16 protein-coding genes and 3 pseudogenes are annotated in these 21,476 nt (G+C 64.2%); 6 read left to right on the top strand and 13 right to left on the bottom strand.

Annotated elements, in window-relative coordinates; translation table 11 throughout:
* Nucleotides 1–620, top strand: a 620-nt coding sequence (locus ACODT0_RS33905; protein ID WP_489043270.1) for an acyl-CoA dehydrogenase C-terminal domain-containing protein, incomplete at its 5' end; no start/stop codon positions are given.
* Between the two features lie 359 nt (nucleotides 621–979).
* On the opposite strand, the pseudogene ACODT0_RS33900 reads toward ACODT0_RS33905, so the two are convergent.
* Nucleotides 980–1,691: pseudogene (locus tag ACODT0_RS33900) on the bottom strand (GntR family transcriptional regulator).
* 361 nt (nucleotides 1,692–2,052) lie between these two features.
* On the opposite strand from ACODT0_RS33900, the gene ACODT0_RS33895 reads away from it, so the two are divergent.
* Both ACODT0_RS33895 and ACODT0_RS33890 read left to right on the top strand, forming a co-directional pair.
* Nucleotides 2,053–4,008, top strand: coding sequence for an Ig-like domain-containing protein (locus tag ACODT0_RS33895; RefSeq protein ID WP_489043269.1), 1,956 nt, complete (start codon nucleotides 2,053–2,055; stop codon nucleotides 4,006–4,008).
* Nucleotides 4,009–4,591: 583 nt separating this feature from the next.
* A complete protein-coding gene (locus tag ACODT0_RS33890) occupies nucleotides 4,592–4,897 on the top strand; it encodes a hypothetical protein (RefSeq protein ID WP_296723152.1) in 306 nt (101 codons plus the stop codon).
* A 552-nt stretch (nucleotides 4,898–5,449) separates the two neighbouring features.
* On the opposite strand, the gene ACODT0_RS33885 is transcribed toward ACODT0_RS33890, so the two are convergent.
* Both ACODT0_RS33885 and ACODT0_RS33880 read right to left on the bottom strand, forming a co-directional pair.
* Entirely contained in the window at nucleotides 5,450–5,833 is a 384-nt protein-coding gene (locus ACODT0_RS33885) for a hypothetical protein (RefSeq protein ID WP_296723154.1), read from the bottom strand.
* A 977-nt stretch (nucleotides 5,834–6,810) separates the two neighbouring features.
* Nucleotides 6,811–7,143, bottom strand: a complete 333-nt coding sequence (locus tag ACODT0_RS33880; RefSeq protein ID WP_261214737.1) for a hypothetical protein — start codon at nucleotides 7,141–7,143, stop codon at nucleotides 6,811–6,813.
* A 604-nt stretch (nucleotides 7,144–7,747) separates the two neighbouring features.
* Here ACODT0_RS33880 and ACODT0_RS33875 point away from each other — a divergent pair.
* Nucleotides 7,748–7,996 carry a hypothetical protein gene (locus ACODT0_RS33875; protein WP_261214735.1) on the top strand — a complete coding sequence of 83 codons (249 nt, stop codon included), beginning with the start codon at nucleotides 7,748–7,750 and terminating at the stop codon, nucleotides 7,994–7,996.
* A gap of 1,504 nt (nucleotides 7,997–9,500) precedes the next feature.
* Here the strand turns inward: ACODT0_RS33875 and ACODT0_RS33870 are convergent.
* The 5 genes from ACODT0_RS33870 to ACODT0_RS33850 all read right to left on the bottom strand — a co-directional run bounded on the left by ACODT0_RS33870 (nucleotide 9,501) and on the right by ACODT0_RS33850 (nucleotide 14,778).
* Complete coding sequence (locus ACODT0_RS33870; protein WP_296723157.1) at nucleotides 9,501–9,707, bottom strand: hypothetical protein; 207 nt, start codon at nucleotides 9,705–9,707, stop codon at nucleotides 9,501–9,503.
* A gap of 121 nt (nucleotides 9,708–9,828) precedes the next feature.
* Nucleotides 9,829–10,038 carry a hypothetical protein gene (locus ACODT0_RS33865; protein ID WP_296723158.1) on the bottom strand — a complete coding sequence of 70 codons (210 nt, stop codon included), beginning with the start codon at nucleotides 10,036–10,038 and terminating at the stop codon, nucleotides 9,829–9,831.
* A 465-nt stretch (nucleotides 10,039–10,503) separates the two neighbouring features.
* On the bottom strand, nucleotides 10,504–12,138 hold the full coding sequence (locus ACODT0_RS33860; protein ID WP_296723159.1) for a histidine kinase famiy protein: 1,635 nt from the start codon (nucleotides 12,136–12,138) through the stop codon (nucleotides 10,504–10,506).
* 269 nt (nucleotides 12,139–12,407) lie between these two features.
* Complete coding sequence (locus ACODT0_RS33855) at nucleotides 12,408–13,607, bottom strand: cation:proton antiporter (protein WP_489043268.1); 1,200 nt, start codon at nucleotides 13,605–13,607, stop codon at nucleotides 12,408–12,410.
* Nucleotides 13,608–14,130: 523 nt separating this feature from the next.
* Nucleotides 14,131–14,778, bottom strand: a complete 648-nt coding sequence (locus ACODT0_RS33850) for a hypothetical protein (protein ID WP_489043267.1) — start codon at nucleotides 14,776–14,778, stop codon at nucleotides 14,131–14,133.
* Between the two features lie 313 nt (nucleotides 14,779–15,091).
* On the opposite strand from ACODT0_RS33850, the pseudogene ACODT0_RS33845 reads away from it, so the two are divergent.
* Nucleotides 15,092–15,328: pseudogene (locus ACODT0_RS33845) on the top strand (SDR family NAD(P)-dependent oxidoreductase); the annotation flags it as partial.
* A gap of 342 nt (nucleotides 15,329–15,670) precedes the next feature.
* Here ACODT0_RS33845 and ACODT0_RS33840 read toward each other — a convergent pair.
* Nucleotides 15,671–16,144: pseudogene (locus ACODT0_RS33840) on the bottom strand (FAD-dependent monooxygenase); the annotation flags it as partial.
* 223 nt (nucleotides 16,145–16,367) lie between these two features.
* On the opposite strand from ACODT0_RS33840, the gene ACODT0_RS33835 reads away from it, so the two are divergent.
* A complete protein-coding gene (locus ACODT0_RS33835; protein WP_489043266.1) occupies nucleotides 16,368–16,718 on the top strand; it encodes a hypothetical protein in 351 nt (116 codons plus the stop codon).
* Between the two features lie 45 nt (nucleotides 16,719–16,763).
* Here ACODT0_RS33835 and ACODT0_RS33830 read toward each other — a convergent pair whose 3' ends face one another.
* Genes ACODT0_RS33830 through ACODT0_RS33815 form a run of 4 tightly spaced genes read right to left on the bottom strand, consistent with a single transcriptional unit; the run spans nucleotide 16,764 to nucleotide 21,383 of the window.
* Entirely contained in the window at nucleotides 16,764–17,690 is a 927-nt protein-coding gene (locus tag ACODT0_RS33830; protein WP_489043265.1) for an ABC transporter permease, read from the bottom strand.
* Complete coding sequence (locus tag ACODT0_RS33825; protein WP_489043264.1) at nucleotides 17,687–18,769, bottom strand: ABC transporter permease; 1,083 nt, start codon at nucleotides 18,767–18,769, stop codon at nucleotides 17,687–17,689. Before ACODT0_RS33825 ends, ACODT0_RS33830 begins: the two co-directional genes overlap by 4 nt.
* Nucleotides 18,766–20,400, bottom strand: coding sequence for an ABC transporter ATP-binding protein (locus ACODT0_RS33820; RefSeq protein WP_489043263.1), 1,635 nt, complete (start codon nucleotides 20,398–20,400; stop codon nucleotides 18,766–18,768). The genes ACODT0_RS33825 and ACODT0_RS33820 overlap by 4 nt, the downstream gene beginning before the upstream one ends.
* Entirely contained in the window at nucleotides 20,400–21,383 is a 984-nt protein-coding gene (locus ACODT0_RS33815) for a BMP family protein (RefSeq protein WP_489043262.1), read from the bottom strand. The genes ACODT0_RS33820 and ACODT0_RS33815 overlap by 1 nt, the downstream gene beginning before the upstream one ends.
* Between the last annotated feature and the right edge of the window lie 93 nt (nucleotides 21,384–21,476).

Below are 21,476 nucleotides of genomic sequence, written 5' to 3'. Positions count from 1 at the left end.
TGGTGCCGCTGGTCAAGGGCTACAGCACCGAGATGAGCCTCGAGGTGACCTCGCTAGGCGTGCAGGTGCACGGCGGCATGGGCTTCATCGAGGAGACCGGCGCGGCGCAGTACTACCGTGACGCGAAGATCCTCACGATCTACGAAGGCACGACCGCGATCCAGGCCAACGACCTCGTGGGCCGCAAGACCGCGCGCGACGGCGGCCAGACCGCCAAGGCCATCGCCGCGCAGATCGAGAAGACCGAGGCCGAGCTCGCGAAGAGCGACAGCGCCGCCGCCAAGGCCGTGCTCAAGCGCCTGAAGGCCGCGCGCGAGGCCTTCGTCGAGGTGGTGGATTTCGTCGCGGGCCAGACCAAGGCCTCGCCCAACGCGGTGTTCGCGGGCAGCGTGCCCTACCTGATGCTCGCGGGCAACCTGGTGGCCGGCTGGCAGCTCGCGCGTTCGCTGATCGTGGCGCAGGACCAGGCCTCGCACAACGTCGACGTCGACTTCATGCAGGCCAAGATCACGACCGCGCGCTTCTATGCCGAGCACATCCTTGCGAAGGCGCCGGGCCTGCGCGACAGCATCGTCGACGGGGCCGAGAGCGTGAACGCGCTGGCGCTCGAGGCTTTCTGATGACTTGCGGACAGCGAAGTTCGAGGCAAAGCCACGTGCTTGGGCTGCAACCCTTTTCGTTATGGCGCTGAGGGGCACGTTGGACGCTGCCCGGTCGACGCGGTGTTCACGAGAGCGATGAGGGACCGGCATCTCTTGTCCCAGCTGCCTATGGTGGTAGAGGCGACCGCTTCACGCCGCACAGGCGCCGGCGCTCACTCTCGCGCTCCTTAAGCCACTCACCCACAGCGGCGTTACGCATCGTGCTTGGCGAGAAGGAAACCCAGCTGACATCAGCAGTTAGACACAATCCGCCATAGCTGGCGCCATGTGGAACGCGGCCACATCGCCCCTCCCCGCCCCCATCAACGGGCAGCTGTTTACCCCGGCCTCTTGCCAGCTACCAGAGCCATTCCGGGCATGAGCTCCGCCGCCAGTTCGGGTATGGCCAGGGCGTAGTCGAGGTTCATCCGCGCTATCTCCACGTGCTCCTCTCCCAAGGCCTGCGCTCGAGACCCCTGACCTCGCTCGATGGCTTGCACCATCGCATGGTGCGACAGATGGGCGATCCTCATCCATTGATGGCCCTCCTCCTTCGACGATTGCATGGGAAGCATCGCGCTTGGAGACGCAAAAGGTTGACGGTCAAGCATCTCCATCACACGCGGCAACGCGATGTTCGACCAGCCCCGCATGATGAGGGAGTGAAAGCGGTCGTTCATCTGCACGAAGGCAGCGTAGTCACCGAGCCCCATCACCGGCTTGTTGACCGCCCGATCTCCCTCTTCAAGGCACTCGTGGAGCTCACGCAAAAGCTGCCGAGGCGCGCCGTCCTCCGCCAGTAACCGAGCAACAAAGCCTTCGATCACTTCCCGACCGCAGATGGCGTCCGCGGCTTCCTGCGACGTGAAGCGACGCATCTGATATCCCCCTGGGCGCCTGCTCGATCAGACCTTCGTGCTCCAAGCTGCTGAGCGCCAGCCGCACCGGAGTGCGCGACGCACCGAGCTACTTTGCCAGCGGGATCTCCGCCAAGCGCTCACCGGGGACAAATTCCCCCTTGAGGATCAGATCTCGAAGCTGTGCCAGCACGCAGGCATGTTCATGGAGACCACAATCTTCAACTCGCGCGGCTCCAGATTCTTCTGCCGCGTGCCCGGAGGACGTGATCGACGCGATGAACACGCGCGAGGACAAAACGCGCGGCTGGCGCAAGCTATTCCGAACGAGTCCCGCCTCGGTCTTTCGAGGCCGGCCTCGGTTCAGCTTCCGCTAACTGCCCCAGCCGTGACTTGCCCTCGCGTACCAGTTTTCGGGTATTCAGCTGGCACGAGCTTTTCCGTAGCATCCAGCGACATTCCAGCCTCGCAACCGCCCCGGCTGCGCCCCTGAAGCTCGCGCCCACGCTCAAGCTTCGCCGCTTCGAACAAGACCTGCCCGACAGGACCCCTGCATGACCTCCGTTGCCATGATGCGCTCGCCGCAATTTCAGTTCTCGTTGTGCCGGCGTGTGCTCCGGGCTTTGCCCATCGTCCTCGCGTTCCTGCTGCTGTCGGCGCTAGGCGCCTGCGGTGGAGGCGGCGGTTCCGCAGGAGCGTCCTTCGTGCCGGTTACGCCGCCTGCAACCCCGGCGCCGCCGCCGACGCTGGTCGCGATCCAGGTCACGCCGGTGAACCCCGCCCTTGCAGCCGGCACATCGGTTCAATTGGCGGCCACGGCCATCTACAGCGACGACACGCACAACGACGTCACGGCCACCGCCGCATGGACCGTCTCGGACGCAGGCGTGGCCCGGGTGGACACGTCCGGCAAGGCACTCGGCGTTGGGCCGGGCTCGAGCACGGTCACGGCCAGCCTCGTCGGACAGAGCGGCAGCACCACGCTCTCGGTGACGGCAGCGACGGTGGAAAGCATCGCTCTCACGCCAGCCACCGTGGCCATCGCCAAGGGGACACTCGCACAGTTCACCGCGACGGCCACTCTTTCGGACCGGACGACCCAGAACATCTCCACCCAGGTAACTTGGAGCTCGTCCAGCGCCAGCGTGGCGACGGTGGACGGGACCGGAATGGCGAACGGGTTGGGTATGGGCACGGCAACGATCACCGCGACATGCCGGAGCGTGTCCCTCTGCCCATCGTCGCCGTCCGCCACGGCGATCCTCGATGTCAGTGCGGCCACGTTGTCTTCGATTTCCGTCACACCGGCAACGCCGAGCATTGCGCTCGGCACGACGCAGCAATTCACGGCCACGGGAACATACAGCGACCAGTCGACCCAGGATCTCACCACCCGGGTCACTTGGGGATCGGGCGATGCCTCGAAGGCCACCGTCAACGTGTTGGGTCTCGCCACCGCGGTCGGCATCGGCGCCACGGACATCACGGCCACTTTGGCCGGGACTGTCGCGACCGCGAGGCTGACGGTCGTACCTGCGACCCTGGCATCCATTGCGGTGACGCCTTCTTCGGCGACAGCGTCCATCGGCGGAACCTCCGGTGGAAAGACGCAGTTCACTGCAACGGGCACCTACAGCGACGGCAGCACGCAGGACATCACCAGCCTGGTGACCTGGGCATCCAATGCGCCGGCGGTCGCGATCATCAGCAACGCGGCTGGATCGGAAGGCCTCGCCACGAGCGTGAGCAGCGGCAATGCGGCCATCACCGCCGCATCCGGCGGTTTCCATGCGTCCGCCTCGCTGACGGTCCAGCCCAAGACCGTTTTCTCCGCGGCAGGCAGTGCGGCATGGACCGTGCCGGCCGGCGTCACATCCATTCAGGTGGTCGCACTCGGCGGCGGCGGCGGCGGGTATTCGGACAACAACGGGGGCAATGGCGGCCAGGTGACTGCGACGTTGACGGTCGTGACAGGCGAAGCACTGACCCTGTTCGTGGGCGGCGGTGGCTGTCCCAGCCAAGCCGGGGTCGGCGGCGGCGGCAACGCCACATTCGGCGGTGCCGGCGGCGGCGGTGCAACGCGCGTCAAGCGGGCTGCGACCGACCTCATCATTGCCGGTGGCGGTGGCGGCGCCGGCGCCAGTTCCGGCGGAACAGGCGGCGGCGATGGAGGAGGACACGGCACGGCTTCGGGATCGCCCGGCTCCGGCTGGGGCAACGCGGCCGGCGGTAACAACGGCATCGGTGGACAAGGAGGAGTCGGCACCTCGAGTACCGGCGGCAACGGCGACAGAAGCGCGGGTGGAAGCGGCGCGCAGCTGGGCGGGGGCGGAGGCGGCGGCTTCGGTGGTGGCGGCGGCGGCGGCTTCAATGGCAACTACGGAAGTGGCGGCGGCGGCGGCGGCAGCATGGGACCCGGCGGCGCGACCTATGCCACCGGCACCAACGGCAGCAGCCTCGGCAGCGTTCTCGGCAGCGGCGGCGACGGCTCCGTCACGATCATTTACTGATGCAGCGGCTGCGACCCTGCGCCGGCCGCAAGTCCGAGGCCCCCAGTATTCGACGGGACTGAGAGAGTCGAGAGGCCTCCTCCATCCCCGATACCGTGCACCTCCACGGCACGGTCATCACGGCCGACAAGAACTGCTCGGTCGCGCACGTTGTGGCGCCAAAGACGGGAAGTTTGTCGGTGTCGGGTCGGACGATGCGATGCGCCGCTACATCGGGCGGAGCACGCGCACTGTGGATTTGGCTGGCAAGATCGCCGGTAACTGCGGCATCGGCTTCTTGTTGTTTGGCATACATGCTCCGATTGGTCATGTACGCCTCACACACAAGATTCCTGACACGCTCCCTCCATGCGTTTAGCGGATGCGCTCCCCATAGCCAACCGGAAACGAATAGGTCGACAGTACGTTGGCCAGCGCAACCACCACTGCAGTGGCCGACTGTGGCGAGCTTCGCCACGTGCCAACGGTAGGCCCTGTCAGCGGACCTTCGGCCGTCAGACGCCGGCGCGTGATGCGGCCGCTGGGCACCCCGGTACTTCTCCGGACTCTCATCGGGCCCGACGGCAACAACTATGCTCTCATCATGTCCAAGCCAATCCGCACCGCAAGAGAGCTAAAACGACTCCTGCTCGAGCGCCTAGGCGCCATTCTTCCGCCGGATGATCTGGCGAGAGACGTTCACCTGGGGGCTGTGCGCCCCAAGTTAGGGCCGGGGGAAACGAGACAGTGGGCCGTGCCGGTGCTGCTCAATCGTCATCAGCACAGCGGAGTTGTGCGAGCGATCCAGGAACTGCAGGCGGAGTTCGACCTTGACGATGACTACGGACGGCAAAACTCTGACTCGCCGAACGAGAAGCGTGCAGGCTGGCCTTCATTCCTTCCTTACTAGAGTTCGGGCGTGGCGCTTGAAACCTAGCTCACTTGCATAGCGATTTCGGCCGCTCCGATGAAGCTTCTTCGCCGCCCTGCCCCGAACGCTCCAGGATCTCGCCCAACTCGGAGGATGGGCCGTTGCTGAGCGGCAGCGCCCGATCGCACTCGTCCTTCGGCCGGCGACGCTGGCGCGCAGCAACCGCCCTGAGTTCTCGTCCGACGTTTGGATCAGACACGTCGCAACGACTGGCACCGTGAGAGGAAATTTACTCACTGCCCATGCCTCTCGATACTCCACCACTTTGGCGCTTCACGCTGGCCGTTCACCCGCTTTCCGGGGGCGCTTGGGGCGGGCGCGCAGAAGTGTGGTGTGGGCTTCGATTGGTCAGCGTGTTTGCTGCGTTCATGTATGAAAGCGAGGCGGAAGTGCGCACGCGGTTGGAGGCAGAGGTCCTCGCCTACATCGCCGAGCGCGGCGGAAGCGCATCGCTGCGATTCGAGCCCGGCGGACGTTAGCAAGTCGACGCCGCGCTCGGACGTCGGGCCTACGGCACCGTCGCCCCTCCCGTTACTCAACCAAGTACTTTAGGAAAACCGCGGCGATCATCGCAGCCGCTCGTCTGTCTTCCACCACCTCGGCGACACACATCAGCGGCTCGTCCTCATACGACAGATCGCGCAGCTCTAGCAAATACTGCCGCACCAGATCCTGGTCTGTTCTGGACCGCTCGCCTGGCGTAAGCAACCAAGCCTCCACCTCACTGCGATACGCTGCCCGAAAGACGGCCCGCACGGGCCTTTTCACGCGGCCGGTATCTCCAGCCTGGATGGCGAGATCAAACTTGCAGGCCAGGTCCCCCAGAAGCTCCGGCCTGCTGGAGGGCTCGTGAGCCAACGGGAAGGGGGAGTTATCCACGCGTTGGCTCACCAGCGTCCAGGGGGCGAAGTTCACTCAATGCCTGCCGCCCAGTGTCAGTGATCCGAAAGACCACTGCCGGGCGCGTGCTCATGTGCTCATTCGCCGGGAGGTGGGCTTTGATCATCGCCGCGGCCTCAAGCACGATCGTGCTTCGCACGTCTCTCTCATCCCGAAGCACGAGCGGCAGCGCGACGCGCTCAATCCGACGAAGCAAATCCATCGGCATGCTGTTCCTCCAAGTTGCACACACAAGCTGCGATGTGACTTGGAAGTCTCGAAACAGACTGTAGGACTAGGTTTTAACAATGTGGAGACGAAGATCATGTTTCTCCACCAGCCTCCTCCCCCGTAAGGCAGCCGCACGGCAGCGTTCACCCGCGCATGCGCCGGTGCAGGACCACACGCATAGCTCCGCCCCACCAGCTTGTCAGGGCCTGTAAGAGCCGCCCTTCGTGAACTTGCGGTCCAACCTGTTAGCCGGATCACAACTTCCCACGGAAAACGGTGACCTTTGTCACGGTTGCCTTGAAATAATGAGCGCAACTTTCGAACTAGTCCTAGACATGTCCGTTTTTCAATCGTGCGGCTGTACCCCCAACCACCTATATCGCGTCGAACGTCGTCCCTGGATGCGTCTGCTTCCTTGGCGGCTGTACCAATGCGCGAATTGCAAAAAGCTGCAGCTCCGATCCGAGGATGAGGTCACTCGTGCCCAGGTCGAATTCGCGTCTCGATCGCTTCAGAAGAACGCCCCTCGTCAGGCGAAACCCGGGTGAGAGGCGGCGGCAACTGGCACATCGGCGAGTCATGGGCTCGCAGGCGGAGGACGCCGGCCAAGTAGTGGCGGCTCCCCCGTGCGCTCGACTGCCGATCGACAGACACGGCGGGTAGGGGTCGCCCGTCAGCGCGCCCTTTGCGTTTAAGTTCTGTCGACCAGTGCGATCCCCGACAAGCTTTTGAACACCGGCGTGTCTAACCGCAAGCGCCGCAGCTTGTTGACGACCGCTGGCCTACTGCATCCTGGTTGGCGCGGCAGGCCCACTATGTGGCCGCGGGGGCCAGCGATGCTTCGTGAAAATTCGCGGCATACGTTTCCGCCACAGGGGTGGCCGAGCTTCCGGGTAGTCGAACCTGGCCAGTTCTTCCCGCCCCTTCTGCGTGACCGCCAGTACCTGAGCAGCCAGACCGTCACCCGAAAGCGTGAGCGGATTGGAGGGTGCAGGGATCAGCGCCACGACGAGTCCGGCCGCCCTGAGGATCCGTACTTGATCGATGTCTTCGGTTCGATAGAACGAGATTGGCAGGCGGGAACTCGCGATCTGCCGCAGCAAGTTCATGGTCATAGAAGCCTCCTTTTCGGTTGACCAAAACTTCGACGGTGATCAATTTAGGAGCGGCTGCGGAAACTTTCAAGACCCAGTTGCCCAGCAGGTCCCAATCGAGCGCTGCCCCCAAAAAAGAGCCCGGCACGCGGCCGGGCTGAGGTTTACAGCAAGGTGCTACGGCAGGAGCCGCAGCGTGGGAAATGTAGGACTTGCGCCTTTTGAGACGTGTCGGACAAGTTTGACTTTTCGTGCTCAGCGGACTGACCTCTTCTATATGAAAAGACATAGAACAGGTCTCTAAAATTCCAGCATGCCTCTTTCCAAAAGAAGAGCCATCGCTTTAGTTGCCTGGGAGGCGGCCTGCGAGCGGCTCCGGGTGGCGCTCACCCCTCCTGCTGGGTATCCAATACCGACAGGAGCGGACATCGAGGCAGCGTTCACGAACGCGGCCGAGCGGCTGCACACACTTCGAGCTCTCACGACGACGCCGGACGAGTGAGCAGCCAGCCCAAAGAGGCTAGGCCAGGGGTACGCGTGACGCGTCGCGGAGTTTGCCTACAAGGTTGAGCCGGAGAGCATTCGACACTTTTGCCCCGTCGAAAACTTCATGCCTACGTCTCCGATGGCCCTCCATCTTCTTTCGTTAATTGCCAAGCGCTCAGTCCCCTGCGTGATCACGGATGGCGGAGAACTTCGCCTTCTATCGAAACTGGTGTTCGCCGGGCTGGTCGAGGCTCAGTTTGACCCTGACGACCAAGGTGCTCTCCGGCGCAGCAGCGCGCAGACCGCGACCGTTACCGCGATCACCCCGGCCGGGCGCAAAGCGTTGGACGAGATGCAAACGCCTGCCTTCAGCCGCGGGGCGAGCTGATGGAAATCAGGCTCCACAAGGCGCGATGCCGTCGCTCGACACGAGGACCAGCGGGGCGGCCTACGGCGCAGGCTTTGGTAAGGAGCGCCCGCCTGCTCCCGTGATCAGGCGGGGACGGCGCGAGCAACGAATCTCAGGGCGGTTCATCTCGTAGGATCTCTCGCGCTCGAGCCCAGATGCCGGTTTCATTGAGGGGGTGGGTCGCTGGCCGCGCTCTCGTCTTGTTCCGACCAAAGCGCCACCCACAGGCTCCCAGATCGGGCTTTCAACGCCGCCAACGCTTCCGCATCGACACCTCCAGGATCGTTTTGGGCCTCGATGACGGCCGCTTCGGCAGCTGCCCACTCAGCATAGCGTTGCGCGAGAGAGGGATTCGGCATCATTGAACTCCGGTCTGCCAGGCTACCGATCATCGCGATCCGACGGAACTGCGCCCAAGTTCCCACGACCCACGTTGAAAGTGGGCGAGACCGAGGTCCGTGCGCCAAAGAGAGCGGTATACCTCTCATCGGCTATAGCCTTCATCAACTTGAACTTTTCCTCCCACTCGGTGCAGTGCTCCGACGGCCACTGATCCAGAGCCTCGTATAAATCCGCCTCCGCAGCGGTCCACGCTCCGAACAGCTTCTCAAACGTCCCGCCCGACATTCGCATCCTCCTGAGTCGAATTGGCGAGGCGAGAATCTAAAAGAGCTAGGTCAGTGTGTGATGTAGGAAGTCACCGCATGCAGCGCTCTCAGCCTCTAAGAGCGACGCACCCTGAGCGGAAGGTTCCTTATCGTTGCTCGCACGAGGACCTCCCATCCTCTCGCCACGATCAGAGGAGCACGACTCGGTATGCAATGCAGGGTTCGCATCAGAGCCCCCGCGCTACTGCAGTCCCTCGTTGCGAGCGCCTCTCAGATGCTCGCGCCCGTGGCCGAGTCCGGACGAAATCGCTTCGGAACCCAGATCTCGGTGCCGACTGGAACGTCAGCCTTCGACGCGCTCGGCAGGACGCAGGTCCAGCGAGGCTCGACAGGTGGCGGAGAGAAAAAAGAACGCTCGATCCTGAGCGTCGCCGTGGCGACTTCCCCGTCGGGCAAACGCAGTTCGACCTGAGGCGCGTCTGGCCCAGCGTACTCGTCAATTTTCGGGCAGGGAACGACGACCAACCCGCGTCCGGAAATCTGAAAAGAGTCTTCGACTGTCAAAAGTTTGCGCATCGCTGACACCTCGATTGCAGGTCCCAAACTCCCCTCGCGCAAATCATAGCGAGCCGAGTCGTTTGCTGCCCTAGCGCCGTTCACGTCTCGCGCGACCGTCCGAGTGCCCCCTCGCCGGTGCCCACGGCGGAGGTGCAACTCACTTCCAGCCCAACGCAGCGCCCTCACAAAGGACCCGCTCCATCGCTCGCGCTCCGACGGCCTGGCCAGTTCAACTGACCAAAGGCGACGCCGTCCACGATGCGCTCGGGTAAGCATCAGCCACAGTCAGCCCACCTGCGCGAAGGGCCGGCGCGCACTCAAAAGCCCTCACGCTTGCCGCCGTCAGTGGGTTCAGGCAGAACAGGGGGGTTTGTCTCACCCCATAGTTCCGCCAGCAGCTGATTGGCAAGCTCGCGAAGGTGATCAACCTCGTCGTGGCCGAGCGGGCCATGCCTGTCCATGGCTTCATAGACTTTGGCCTCAGCTTCGGCCCAGGCGTCATAACGCTTGTTGAACGACCCCATCGATGAAAGCTCCTAGGAGAACGCGTCACACCCGATTGGCTTAGCCGATCTCGACACCACGGATGCGGGAAGAGGCGAAGGCCGGTGCTATTTTGGCAGCGGCCCGCTCTCTGCGGGTTGGTCAGTGATGAACGCGGACCGGACCGTCCGCTGAGGCGAGGATTCCAGCGGACCATAAGTCCATGAATCGCTTATTAGCCTCAAGCTTGAGGGCTGCAACTTCGTCCAACAGGCCTATAGGGGCGTCCGGCCCAAGTTGACGCAGCAGATCGTGGATCGTCGTCTCCGATGCCGCCCAAGCGGCAAACAGGCCTTCATCGAATCGAGCCATGTCTCCTCCTTCTCCTGGGGTTACTGCTGAAGTAGCAGTTTTTCTGCCCGTAGCGGCGATGCTAAAGGGTTGAGCCGAATTTCGTGTCAGAGACTTGCCCGAAAATACCTTGGCGCGTGCTCGCCTTCTCCAGACTCAACACGCTGGCCCATGGGACCGGTAAGACGTCAGGAACGGCGCGGCCTTTTGCTTCGCCACGAACCCTGGAGGCTTGCAAGCAACTCACGCCCGGCGGGGGTGATTGCAGTGACGGTCGCGTCGAGGTCTCCACGGTAGAGGTCAGAACGCCCGGAAGCGAAATGGAAGTCGGCCTCTATCAGCCCCGCAAACACGAGTTTCGATACCGTCTAAGCGTTCGACGCGCCGTCGATCCTGAGCGGGAGGGCACTTGATGCCAGCACCTTGAGCAACGAAATCGGCATCATGCAGACGAACAACGAAGACTGGTCGAGCTCGTCCGTTCCCCTATTTCGCCGGGCCGACGCCGGTCGGTCCGTCAAGCACATCGCGCACACGCCGAGCCAAATCGAGGAGCCGGTACGGCTTCTTGATGAGTTCAAACTCCGACGGCGCAGCCGCCTCATACGAGCTCAGGTCGCGGTCGAATCCACTGGTAAGAAGGATCCGCATTGAAGGCGACACCTTCTGTATTTCTCTGGCGAGCATGTACCCGTTCATCTTGCCAGGCATCATCACGTCGCTGAACAACAGGTCGATCTGATCTGCGCCGATTTCTTCGACTTTTTTCAGCGCCGACTCCCCATCCTCCGCGATGTGGACCGTGTACCCAAGGCCTTCCAACATACCCTGAGCAACCGCTGCGACCTCCTCGCGATCCTCGACGAGGAGGATCGTTTCATCTCCGCCACGCATCGTCGAACGCGTAGGCGAAGTGATGTCGACCGAAAGCGCGGAAGCGGCGGTCGGAAAGTACATGCAAATCGTCGTGCCCGAGCCGATCTTCGATTCGATCGACGTGGCACCACCAGACTGCTTCACGAAACCGTAGACCATCGACAAGCCAAGCCCGGTGCCCTTGCCTTCTGCCTTGGTCGTGAAGAACGGGTCCATGACCCTCGGCAACATCGCCGGATCGATCCCTTCACCCTCATCGGACACGCACAGAGATGCGTAAGTCCCGGGCGCCAGAATGTCCGGCCCTGTGCCGGCATTCGAGGCGACGACCACCTGCCGCGTCCGCAAGGTGATCGTGCCACCATTGGGCATTGCATCTCGCGAGTTCACCAGCACGTTGAGAATCGCCACTTCGAGCTGTGTCGTGTCGATCTCGATGTTCCCCGCATCGTCAGCCAGGTCGAAGTCGATTCTGATCGACTCACCGAGCGTTCGCGCAGCGAGTTCGGACATGCCGCGCGCGACCGCATTCAGGCTGACGACCCGACCGCGCAGACGTTGACGGCGAGAGAAAGCGAGCAACTGCTGCGTCAGATTCGAAGCCTTCGAGATGGCCGACCTCAGATTCTCGACGCCGAGACGCATGCTCTGCTCATCCAACGCGCCCTTGTCCAGCCTCACGGCAAGAATATCCAGGTGGCCTGACATGACCTGCAGAAGGTTGTTGAAATCGTGCGAGATGCCGCCGGTGAGCTGACCAAGGGCCTCCATCTTTTGTGCCTGCGCCAACGCATCCTCGGCGTCTCGTCTGCGGCTGACATCGAGCTGCGAGGCAAAGAAGTAAATCAGCTGACCAGTCGGATCGTATACAGGAGAGATGAAGAGCGCATTCCAAAAGCTGGTCCCGTCCTTGCGATAGTTCAATATCTCGATATTGATCTGCTTGCGCGCAAGAACTGCTTCCCGGATGGCAGCAACCGATGCGCGATCGGTAGCCGCGCCCTGCAAGAATCGGCAGTTATTGCCGATGATTTCTTCCATAGAATAGCCAACCATGGCGACAAATGCCCTGTTGGCAAAGACGATTGGATTGTCTTCTTGCCGCGGGTCAGTCACCAGCATTGGCATCCGCGTCGTCTCGATTGCGGCAAAGAAAATGTCGTCTTTGTGGTCTCGAAACTCGTTCGGACCTCCTTCCGCACGAACGCTTGTGGATGTAAAAGACGGCTTCTCAGGAATTTCCATGGATTGGATTCTCAGGGCTATCGCCCACATGACCCGTCAATTTTCCCCGATTCTTTCGAAGGAAAATCCGTAATGTGAGTAACGGACAAAGCCATGCACTATGCGCGCGTTTACGCGCTTCTTGAATGTCAAAAGACATAGAGAGCTGGTTTTCTGGACGTCGCACGTACCAATGGTCTACACGGCGGTGTTCAGAGGACAGCGTAGACGTTGCTGTGTCAGCACCTCGAGCGCCCTGGAGAGCAGCGATCGTCGCCTAAAATCTTGATTCAGCGTGACCGCAGTACAAGGTCTTTCATGCGCTGCAGCTTCGGCGACACGACCGGCACAGTCAGCATCGTGCTTGCCACCGCCATGATCAGCAGCGCCGTGAACGTCGCGTTGGTGATGATCGCCTTGTCCAGCAGCACGTTGGCGAAGATGATCATGATGAGGGCCTTGGTCTGCAACAGCCAGCCGATCAGAGAAGCTTCGCCCGGTTGCCAACGCAACAGCCGCCCGGCCAGGCGAAGCCCGATCAGTTTTCCGGCCACCGAAGCAACCAGCAGCATTGCCGCCACGAGGAAGACCGCGGCGCCGCGGGCCTGCCAATTGGTTCGCAGGCCGGTGCTCAGGAAGAACACCGGCATGATCACCAACAGCACGTTGTGACGCAGCCAGTCCATCTGGTGCTGATCAAACCACTCCGCGTCCATCACTGCCCCGGCGATGAAGGCCCCCACCATGTAGTGCAGCCCCGACCAGTCGGCGCCGAGCCCGCAGGCCGCCAACCAGATCAGCCCGGCGTACCAGCGATCGCGCTCCGGGACGCGGATCATCAGCCGGCGGAACAGGATCGAAGCAACGGCGAAGACTGCCAGGAAGCCCGCCTGCCTGCCGACCCGTTCCCAGTCCATGAGGATCAGCGCCAAGACGCCCCAGATGGCGATATCGTCCAGGCTCGCGTAGCGCAGGATGCGCTGGCCTATCGGCTGACGCAGGATCTGCAGCTTCTCCATCAGCAGGATCAGGATGGGCAGGGCCGTCACTGCGCACGACATGCCGATACCCAGCACGAACTGCCAGGACGTGCCACGGGCGCCCATCCAGCCCGGGAAGGGCAGCAAGGCAAGCGCTGCCACGGCACCGAAGGCCAACGGCACGCCGAGCGCCAAGCCTGCCGTGATGCCGCTTTCTCGGCGGTGCACCCAAGCCTTGCGCAAGTCGAGCTCGATGCCCGCGATCCATACGAACATCATGACGGCCCACTGCGCGACGGCGTTGAGCGACTGGATCACTGGACCGTTGAAGACGAACGTATAGTAATCCGGAAACGCCGCGCCCAGCACGCCCGGCCCCAGCACGATGCCAGTAATGATCTGCACCACCACCAACGGCGCGAAGTAGTCGGTCCGCCCCAGACGCCAGACAAGGTATGGCACCGAGAAGATGATCAACATCGCGACGAGGAAGATCTCGGAGGTAGTCATTCAAGCGACGTTGAAGAGAAGATCGGAAGTGCAGGAGCCAGCGATCCCGGCGGCGTGAAACAGCTCCATAGACCTGTGTTCAATCGTAAGTCGAGCTGCTGGGGCATCCGAAAGCAGCGGAGAGGGTAACCAAAATTCAGAAGTGCCACTGCGCAGATCTGGTTCGCAGGCGCGATCCTAGTAACGGGCAGAACCCATAGGTGCCCTTGTGCTTTCCATATGGCTAAGCGTTGCTCGAACGAAGACGCTGGGGGTGTTCTCCCGACGAGGCCATTTTCCGGCCCGGGTCCCTCGCCGATCAACTCTGCGAAGCACTCTCAGTCTTGTGGAGGCCGCGCAGATTCATGGCGGCCAGGCAAACCTGGAGCGCATTCGTTGCGCTCGCAAACTCGAACATCCGCTTGAACAGCGAAAAGCGAGTCTAGATCTCTCTCGGCTCGCTCATCCCGATCGAATACTGGATGAGCCTTGGACTTGCGGCATAAAACCAGTCCAAACTTTTATCCGCACCCCGGATCGAAACCTACGAAGGTCCGCTTGAGTGATCCGAGAGGTAGTTCGTGAGAATTCGAGCAGCAGCCCGCAGATGAGCAACCTTTTCGTCGGCAATGTCGCGCGCAACCAAGTCGAAGTGGCACGCGGTGCCCACGGCGCGCCCCTGCAGATCGAAGATCGGAATCCCGCAGTAGGACAGCATCACGCCTTGGTACGGGTGACCGTTTAGCCGGGTGTCGCTGCCTGAATCCCCCGTCAGAAATGACCCGTCGCGCAACACGTACTGGCAAAAGCTCGAAGCGATCGGGACCTCAGCGAGAAAATCGGGAAGCGGCTCACCATGCTTGTCGACCAGGGCAACGTTGAGCATTCGCCCATCGCGTAACCGATAGATGGCTGTGTACCGGTGCGGCACGGCTTCGTTGAGCACGGCCAATGCTGCGGAGAGCCCCTCCTCTGTACACACTTCATCGAACAACTGTCCGAAGCTTGCATAGGCAGTGAGTTCGTCCGCCTGCTGCTGCATCGCAAAGAGACGCTCCACTTCGTTTTCCCAAGCCGTCCCCGCCTGCACCAGCATCTTGTCTGCAGCTTCCGGGTTTACATCGCAAAGAAACTTGTTGAGCGTGGGATACGGGCGCACGGCTACGCCGGCGTTTCGAAGCCGTTGCTCCATCTCGAAGTGCGTTAGGACCATCTGCAGACCGTGACGAAAGTCACGCACTATAGATGCCCTTCGTTTCGACCCCACGCCCTCAGGGGGGTATTTGACATTCGATCGCCTGCCAAGCCGTGCGGATGGCGGTCGTTGAAAGGCGCGCACCTGAGCATTGGACGGCAAATCCATTGCGGGGCGGCGGCCAATGCATCCCGGTCGTCTGCGACCATGGCGACGACGCCATCGTGAAGCGCGTGTTCGAGCGTGTGAACGATGAACAGGATGCAGCGATCGACATACTGGTGAACAACGTCTTTGCGGCCCGTCTCACATGCCGGTCCACGTGCCCTTCTGGGAGCTCGAAGACGGCCTTTGGGAAGACCGGCTGCACGTGGGGCTGCGCTCGCACTACATCGCCAGCCGCTGCGCGGCGCCGAGGATGGGTGCCCGCCGCAAGGGACTGATCGTCAATACCTCCTCGGGCGGCGCTGTGCGCTACACCTTCAACGTGCCCTTCGGAGTGCAGAAGGCCGGCGTCGACAAGATGGCCAAGGACATGGCTCACGACCTCAAGCCCTTCAATGTGGCCGCGGTCGTGATTTGGCCGGGTTTTATCAAGAGCGAGAAGTTCCTCGCTCAGCCGGACCGGGTCCCTGCACCACTGGCCAAGCGGATCATGGAGAGCGGGGAGTGCTCCGAGTTCGCGGGGCGGGCTGGGCTTGGCTTGGCGGCCGATCCGGCGATCATGGAAAAGAGCGGTCGACTGCATCTTGCCGTCGCGGATCCCGTACTGCTCCCCGCTGAAAGCATGGATGCCGCGGGCCGTGCGATGCACGCCAAGCGGCGGCTCCTCGGTCATCTCCGCCTCGGCGACGATGCTCCTGGTCGTCGCCTCCCATTCCGGAAACGCGATGGCGGCCGTCTTGCGCACGAGGCTGCGGCCGCCGTCGCAGCAGACGAGATACGCGGCGCGCAACGCTACCCCCCGGAAATCTCGATGGTGACGCCCGCCTCGTCCTGCACGAAGCCCGCCAGGTCGCGCCCCCTGTAGATCGGCACCGCGAGCTCGTCGATCCATGCGGGCAAGGATGTGCTCGATGTGCTTCTGCCGCAGCCCCAGCCTGTAATCGTGCCGGGTCGGAAAGTCGCTGATGTCCAGTCGTGTGACCGCGAACCCCGTGACCTGGGCCTTCTGCCCCTGCGCGAGGAACCGCTCGACGATGCCGCGCTGGTCCAGGACCTCTAGCGTGCGCGAGCCCAGGCCGCCGGCGCGCGAGCCGGCAAGCGCCTGGTCCGGGCGGCGCTCGACGATGGAGACGTCGACGCCTGCCAGTGCCAGTTCGCCGGCGAGCGCCAGGCCCGTCGGCCCCGCGCCAGCGACCACGACTGCATGTTCTTCCGTCCGTGAATCCTTCGCATTTGCTCACAAGTGGATCGGAGGTGAACGGCAATGGTTGCCCGACATGCGCGAAGGATCGCCAACGCCGCAGCAGGCCGCGCGGCACAGTGACATTTGGGAACGTTCTTCACCGTCGCGATGTGCGCAGTATCGGGTCGCCGTCCGTTGGAAGCGCATCGGGGCGATTCCCGCCTCTGGAGTTGAAAAAATGATTCTCTCGCGAACCGTCTTGAAGCTTGCCGCCGCAGGCCTCGTTGCCGCCGGCGCCCTGACAGTCGCCGCAACGGCCAACGCCGGCACCAGCTGGTCCGTCGGCATCAACGTCCCCGGCGTGGTCGTGAGCGAGCCGGCCCCCGTCTACACCTATCCGGCGCCGACCTACTACCAGGCTCCGCGGCCGGTCTACTCCGTTCCGCCGCCCGTCTACTACGACCCGGCCGCGCGCTGGGAGGAACGTCGCGCCGAACGCTGGGAAGAGCGCCGTTCCGAGCGTCGCGAATGGCGCCGCCGCCTTTGGGAGCGCGAGCAGTACCGCCGCTACTACGAGGATCGCGACTGAGGCCGGCGGCCTCGCGTGCAGGGCCGCCTCCTCGGCACCTGCGCTTCAGCCCTGCGCGGGCAACGGCTTCGTGAGCGCTGCGGGCGCGACCTGTCGACCGACCAGCCCGCCCACCGCCAGCAGCGCGAGCACGTAGGGCAAGGCGATCAGCAAGGCGCTGGGCACCTCGATGCCCATCGCAGGAAGCTGGAACTGCAGCGCAGTGGCGGCTCCGAAGAGACAGCAGGCCATCACGGTCCGGCCGAGGCGCCAGTTGCCGAAGATCACCGCCGCGATCGCCAGGTAGCCGGCGCCGCCGGTCATGCCTTCCGTGAAGGTGTGGATGTCACCGATCGACAGGAAGCAGCCCGCCAGCGCGGACATGAAGCCGGTGAACAGCACGGCGCCATAGCGGATGCGGCTCACCTTCAACCCCGAATGGCTCGCCGCCTGCGGCGACGTTCCCGCGGCATGGATCGCCAGGCCGAGCGCAGTGGCGCGCATCACCCAGCCCACCAACACGATCAGCACGATGGCGGCATAGAGCAGCCATGCCTGGCGGAAGACCTGCTCGCCCAGGTGCGGGATCTCCGACAGGCCGGGTGGCGTCCACTTGTCCAGGCCCGGGATCTCGGCGCGCGAGCGGCTGCCGAAGATCGCCCGGTAACCCAGGGTGGTCGCGCCGAGCACCAGGATATTGATGCCGATGCCGGTGACGATCTGGTTGGCGCGCAGCGTGATGCTCAGAAAGGCCTGCAGCCACGCGATGGGCAGCACGCACAGCACGCCGCAGAGCAGGCCGAGCAACGGCGAGCCGGTGGCCCACGAGGCGGTGGCGCCTGCGAAGGCGCCGGCCAGCATGAGGCCCTCCACGCTCATGTTGAGCACGCCGGCCCGTTCGCTCACGAGCTCGCCGGTGGCGGCGAGCAGCAGCGGCGCGGCGAGCCGGATGCTCGAGCCGACGAAGACGGCGGCCAGTTCGGGATCGATCATTTGCGTCGCGCCTCCATGCGCTGGATGCCGATGGCTGCCCCGGCGAGCGTCACGATGATGAGACCCTGGATCACCACGACCAGGGCGGTGGGCACTTGCGCCACCATTTCCATGTTGATCCCGCCCGAACGCAGGAAGCCGAAGAGCAGCGAGCCCGCAACCACGCCGGTCGCGCTGCCGCGTGCGAGCAGGCCCACCACCAGGCCGTCGAAGCCGTAGCCCGACGAGAAACCGGCCTTGAGCGTGTACTGCTCGCCCTGCAGCATGAAGGCGCCGGCAAGTCCGCCGAAGGCGCCGGCTGCGCAGAGCGCGCCGATGGCGAGGCGGTCGATGGGCATGCCGGCGCGGCGAGCCGCGCGCGGGTTCAGGCCGGTCGCGCGCAGCTGCAGTCCCGTCACCGTGCGGTTGAGCAGCAGCGCCACCCCCACCGCCAGCACCACCCCGATCAGCAGGCCGACGTGCAGCGGCGTACCCGCATCGCCGGTGAGTAGCGGCAGCTGGGTCGCCACCGGAATCTCCAGCGACTCGGGCAGCGTCGCGCTGCTCGTCATCGGCCGGCGCAGCAGGTGCTCGGACTGCACGCTGCCGTACACCATCCAGATGGCGATGAAGGAAAGCAGCAAGGTCGCGATGACCTCGTTGGTGCCCATCTTGACGCGCAGGACGCCGGCGATGCCGCCCCAGAACGCGCCCGCCGCGCAGGCGCCGAGCGTCGGAACGATGAAGGCCAGCCCCCACGGCAGCTGCACCACTGGTGGCCACAGCGCGAGCGCCGTGGCCGTGATGCCGCCTACGGCAATCTGCCCTTCTCCGCCTACGTTCGTGAGGTTTGCGCGCTCGGCCAGGATGAAACCCAGGCCGACCAGCATGAGCACCAGCGCACGGTTGATCGAGGCAGCCAGCGCATAGGACGAGCCCCAGGCGCCGTCCGCGAACGCGGCGACCGCATCGCCCACTGGCACGCCGAGCGCGGCGATCAGCAAGGCACCGACGCCAAAGGCCAGCAGCACGGCGGCTGCCGAGACCTGCAGCGCAGGGGTCGGCCTGAGCCGCGACCAAGCAAGTACAGGACCGCTCATGGGGCGACCTCCTCTGCAACATCTTTCTTGTCACGGTGCCCGGCCATCCAGGCACCGATGCGCGCGCGGTCCGCGCCCGCCGTAGGGCATGTGCCCATCACCCGGCCCCGGTAGAGCACCAGCACGCGGTCGGCGACGCTCAGCAGTTCGTCGAGCTCCGACGAGATGAGCAGCACGCCGACCCCGCGGTCCGCGGCGGCCCGGATGTGGCCGTAGATGGCCTCGACCGCGCCGACATCCAGTCCGCGCGTGGGCTGCGCCGCCAGCAGAAAGCGCAGGCCCTCGAGCGTGAGCTCGCGCGCGAGCACCGCCTTCTGCTGGTTGCCGCCCGAAAGGCCTCCGAACGGCACGTCGGGGCTGGCAGCGCGCACGTCGTAGCGCTGCATGAGGTCGAGCGCCTCGCGGCGCATGGCCGCGCGGTCGAGGAGGCCGAAGCGCCGGAACCGGTCCAGGCGGTCGAGCATGATGTTCTCTGCGACGTTCATGCCTGTCACGCAGGCCAGCGCATGCCGGTCTTCGGGCACCACGCCGCAGCCCGCAGCGCTGAGCTGGCGCGGCGTGGCGCGCGTCATGTCCTCGCCGCAGACGAAATAGCGCCCCTCGGTGGGACGCAGCATTCCCGAAAGCACCGCGCCCAGCTCGCCCTGGCCATTGCCCTCGACGCCGGCGATGGCCACGATCTCGCCCGGCTCCACCAGCAGGGTAAAGTTGTCCAGGCGCACCACGCCATCGACGTCGCGCACGGAGAGGCCGTCGGCCAGCAGCGCCGCCTCGCGCGCCGGGCTGCCCGGTGCCGGCCGGGACGCACGAGACGCCCGTACCGGCGCGGCGGCAGGCGCCTGCAGGTCGCGCTGGATCATCGCGCGCACCAGCGCGTCGATGTCCTGTGCGGGCGCGTCCGAGCGCGCCACCACGCGGCCGCCGCGCAGGACGGTCGCACGCCGCGCAACGCGCTGGATCTCGGCCAGCTTGTGGGTGACCAGCACGACGCCGCAGCCCTGCTGCGCCACGCGCGTACACACCGAGAGCAATGCCTCGATCTCCTGCGGCAGCAACACGGCGGTCGGTTCGTCGAGCACCAGCAGGCGCGGCTTGCGCACCAGGCACTTCACGATTTCCACGCGCTGGCGCTCGCCCACCGACAGGTCCTGCACCTTCGCATGCGGATCGAGCGCGAGCCCGTAGCGCTCCCGCATCGCGGCGATACGCGCCGCGCCGGCCTTGCGGTCGAGCACGCCGCGCACCTGGCCGAGCAGCAGGTTGTCGAGCACCGTCATGTCGGGCACGAGGCTGAAGTGCTGGTGGACCATCGCGATGCCGTGCGAAAGGGCATCCGCCGGCGAGCGCGGGCGAAACGCCCCACCGGCCAGCGTCATCTGGCCCGCGTCCGCGGCGTGCACGCCGAAGACGAGATTGCACAGCGTGGACTTGCCGGCGCCGTTCTCGCCCAGCAAACAGTGGACTTCGCCGGGATGGAGCGCCAGCGAGACGTCCTGCAGCGCCTGCAGCGCGCCGAAGCGCTTGGACAGCCCCTCCAGCTTCAGCAGCGGCGCGGCGGCCGGCGTTGCGGCGAACCCCGGGCCGCCGTCGCTGATGCCGTCACCCAGGCCGATGGCGTGGCGCTCGCGCATCAGCCCTCCAGCACCTTGATCTTGCCCGACAGGATGTCCTTCTTGATCTGCTCGAGCTTGGCCTTCTGTTCGTCAGTCGCCCCGCAGATGACCATGTCCGATGCGTTCGGCCCCATGGCCAGTCCGAAGGGCTTGTAGCCGGCCTTCCAGGTACCGCCGACGGCCTCCTTGATGGCGTACTGCACCTGATAGCCGACGCCGGTGATGCTGTAGGCGGGATAAAGCGGATCGGTGCCGCAGCGGCTGGTGTAGCTGCCGATGATCTTCGTGCCCTTCTCCTTGGCCGCCTGCTCCATGCCGCGCAGGCCGAGGTTCAGGATGTGATAGTGCATGTCGGCGCCCTGCGCGATGGCCGCCAGCGTGGCTTCCTTGGCCTTGGCCACGTTGTCGAAGTCGCCGGTGTAGTTCTCGAAGTACTTGATGCCGGGCTTGATGTACCTGGCGCCATTGCCGAACTCCTTGCCGGCGTTGACGATGGAAGGGATCTCCATGCCGCCCACGTAACTCACGGCCCCGTTCTTCGAGAGCATCGCGGCGGCGGCGCCCGCGACGAAGGCGATCTCGGCCTGCTTCACGTCGTAGCCGGCCACGTTGGCCGTCTCCTCGGCCTTGTTGCCGCCGACGATCGAGAAGTGCGTCTTGGGGAAGCGCTTGGCCACCTTGAGCACGGCGGCCTGGGTCTGGCCGCCGACGCCGATCACGAGCGCGTTCTTGCTGGCCAGGTTGGTCAGCGCCTGCTCCATGTCGGCGTAGTTGATGTTCTCGATCATCTGCACCTTGATCCTGGCGCCGTACTCCTTCTGTGCGGCCACGAGCCCGTCGTAGCCGGACTCCATCCATCCCTTGTCCGACTTGGACCCGGGAATGAGGATGCCGACCGCGATCGGATCGGCGGCCGAGGCCGGCAGGCTCAGCACGAGGGCGGTGAAGGCGCTGACGCCTGCGAGGACGGCGGCGCGGCGGGAGGGAGACGGAATCTGCATGGCATGCCTTTCGCTAGTTGGAGTTAAGTAACTAATCAATTACTTACCGACAACGCATCGCAATAACAGTGCCAGTGAATTCGCCGACTTTTT

The organism is Variovorax sp. FG153, assembly GCF_057809595.1.
Note: the sequence above shows the minus strand (reverse complement) of the source record. Positions and strands in the feature narration are given on the sequence as shown.

Bases quoted from the DNA above. Each gene is read 5' to 3' on its own strand.
- ACODT0_RS33895 (WP_489043269.1), top strand. From the start codon at position 2,053: ATGACCTCCGTTGCCATGATGCGCTCGCCGCAATTTCAGTTCTCGTTG.
- ACODT0_RS33865 (WP_296723158.1), bottom strand. From the start codon at position 10,038: ATGGCTCGATTCGATGAAGGCCTGTTTGCCGCTTGGGCGGCATCGGAG.
- ACODT0_RS33815 (WP_489043262.1), bottom strand. From the start codon at position 21,383: ATGCAGATTCCGTCTCCCTCCCGCCGCGCCGCCGTCCTCGCAGGCGTC.
- ACODT0_RS33850 (WP_489043267.1), bottom strand. From the start codon at position 14,778: ATGGAGCAACGGCTTCGAAACGCCGGCGTAGCCGTGCGCCCGTATCCC.
- ACODT0_RS33875 (WP_261214735.1), top strand. From the start codon at position 7,748: ATGGCCCTCCATCTTCTTTCGTTAATTGCCAAGCGCTCAGTCCCCTGC.
- ACODT0_RS33870 (WP_296723157.1), bottom strand. From the start codon at position 9,707: ATGGGGTCGTTCAACAAGCGTTATGACGCCTGGGCCGAAGCTGAGGCC.
- ACODT0_RS33825 (WP_489043264.1), bottom strand. From the start codon at position 18,769: ATGAGCGGTCCTGTACTTGCTTGGTCGCGGCTCAGGCCGACCCCTGCG.
- ACODT0_RS33830 (WP_489043265.1), bottom strand. From the start codon at position 17,690: ATGATCGATCCCGAACTGGCCGCCGTCTTCGTCGGCTCGAGCATCCGG.
- ACODT0_RS33820 (WP_489043263.1), bottom strand. From the start codon at position 20,400: ATGCGCGAGCGCCACGCCATCGGCCTGGGTGACGGCATCAGCGACGGC.
- ACODT0_RS33860 (WP_296723159.1), bottom strand. From the start codon at position 12,138: ATGGAAATTCCTGAGAAGCCGTCTTTTACATCCACAAGCGTTCGTGCG.
- ACODT0_RS33835 (WP_489043266.1), top strand. From the start codon at position 16,368: ATGATTCTCTCGCGAACCGTCTTGAAGCTTGCCGCCGCAGGCCTCGTT.
- ACODT0_RS33890 (WP_296723152.1), top strand. From the start codon at position 4,592: ATGTCCAAGCCAATCCGCACCGCAAGAGAGCTAAAACGACTCCTGCTC.
- ACODT0_RS33880 (WP_261214737.1), bottom strand. From the start codon at position 7,143: ATGACCATGAACTTGCTGCGGCAGATCGCGAGTTCCCGCCTGCCAATC.
- ACODT0_RS33855 (WP_489043268.1), bottom strand. From the start codon at position 13,607: ATGACTACCTCCGAGATCTTCCTCGTCGCGATGTTGATCATCTTCTCG.